General features: G+C 71.5%; 1 protein-coding gene. It reads right to left on the minus strand.

Annotated features, from left to right (window positions below; genetic code table 11):
* On the minus strand, positions 1-1,975 hold a 1,975-nt coding region (locus tag G6018_RS13855; protein ID WP_182639920.1), incomplete at both ends, for an error-prone DNA polymerase.

Genomic DNA, 1,975 nt, shown 5'->3' on the forward strand with positions numbered 1-1,975 from the left:
CGCCCCCCGACGCCGAGCGCGTCGAGTGCCCCCGCGGTGGCCAGCGCCTCCATCTGTCGGACGGTCAGCCCGGTGCGGCCGGCGAGGTCGGCGGCCGAGAGGTACGGGCCGTGGGTGTCGCGCTCGTCGGCGATCGCCGTGGCGAGATCGGTGCCGATGGCCCGCACGGACTCCAGGCCGAGACGCACCTCGGTACCCCCGTTCTCACACGTGGCACCGCCGATCGAACGGTTGACGCAGGGGCGGTGCACGGTGACGCCGTGCCTGCGGGCGTCGGCCACGAGGGACTGCGGCGAGTAGAACCCCATCGGCTGGCTACGCAGCAGCGCCGCACAGAAGACAGCCGGGTGGTGGCACTTGAACCACGCCGAGTAGTAGACGATCGCCGCGAAGGACTGGGAGTGGCTCTCGGGGAAGCCGTAGTTGGCGAACGCGCACATCTTCTCCCAGATCCGCTCCCCCACCTCGGGCCCGGTGACCGGTGTCCCGGGTGGGCTGGTGCCGATGCCGTGGAGGTCACGCATGCCCGCGAAGAACCTCTCCCGCAGCCGCGCCATCCGCTCGGGTGAGCGCTTGGCCCCCATCGCCCGGCGGAGCTGGTCCGCCTCCGCCCCGGTGAACCCGGCGATCTCGGTGGCGATCTGCATGAGCTGCTCCTGGAACAGCGGGATCCCCAGCGTCCGCCCCAGGGCCGCCTCGAGCGCGGGGTGGTCGAACACCACCTCCTCCCGCCCGTTTCGTCTACGGATGTAGGGGTGCACGGAGCCGCCCTGGATGGGGCCGGGGCGGATGAGCGCCACCTCCACCACGAGGTCGTAGAACGTCCGCGGCCGGAGTCTGGGCAGCGTGGCCATCTGCGCCCGCGACTCCACCTGGAACACCCCCACGGAATCACCCCGGCACAGCATCTCGTAGACCTCGGGATCGGAGAGGTCCAGTCGGGCCAGGTCCACCTCGAGGTCCTTGTGCTCGGCCGCGAGGTCGATGGCGTGGTGTAGCGCCGTGAGCATCCCCAGCCCCAGCATGTCGAACTTGACCAGACCGACCGCCGCGCAGTCGTCCTTGTCCCACTGCAGGACCGTCCGCCCGGGCATGCGCGCCCATTCGACGGGCACCACGTCGGCCACCGGCCGGTCGCAGATCACCATGCCGCCGGAATGGATGCCGAGGTGCCGGGGCAGTCCGACGAGTCTGCGGGCCAGCGCCAGCACGTCGGCCGGGACGGTGTGCTCGGTGGCCTCCCGCTCGTGGTTCTTCAGACCCGACCACCGGTCCACGCTCTTGGACCACGCGTCCTGCTGCCCGGTGGAGTACCCGAGTGCCCGGGCCACGTCCCGCACGGCCGACCGCCCCCGGTAGGTGATGACATTGGCGACCTGCGCGGCATGGTCCCGCCCGTAGCGGGAGTAGACGTACTGGATGGCCTCCTCCCGACGACCGGACTCGATGTCCACGTCGATGTCGGGCGGACCGTCCCGCTCCGGGGACAGGAATCGCTCGAAGAGCAGGTGCGCGCCCACCGGGTCGACGTTGGTGATGCCGAGGGCGTAGCAGACCGCCGAGTTGGCGGCCGACCCCCTGCCCTGGCAGAGGATGCCCTCCCTGCGACAGAACTCGACGATGTCGTGGACCACGAGGAAGTAGCCGGGGAACCCCAGCTCGGCGATCACCCCCAGCTCGCGGTGGATCTGGGCATAGGCCTCCGGCGCCGTATCCCGGGCCCCGTAGCGCCGCGCGGCCCCCGCATAGGTGAGTTCGGCGAGCCGACTGTCCTCCGTGTGGCCCTCGGGAACATCGAACGGCGGCAGCTCGGGGGCGATGAGCCGGAGGTCGAATGCGCACTCGCGACCCAGGCCCGCCGCGCCGGTGACGGCGGCCGGCCAGCGGTCGAACAGCTCGGCCATCTCCTCCCCCGAACGCAGGTACGCCCCGCCGGCCGGGGGCAGGTGCGCGGCATGGGTCTCCAGGGCGTCGC

This window comes from Dietzia sp. DQ11-44, from assembly GCF_014145205.1.
Taxonomy (GTDB): domain Bacteria; phylum Actinomycetota; class Actinomycetes; order Mycobacteriales; family Mycobacteriaceae; genus Dietzia; species Dietzia natronolimnaea.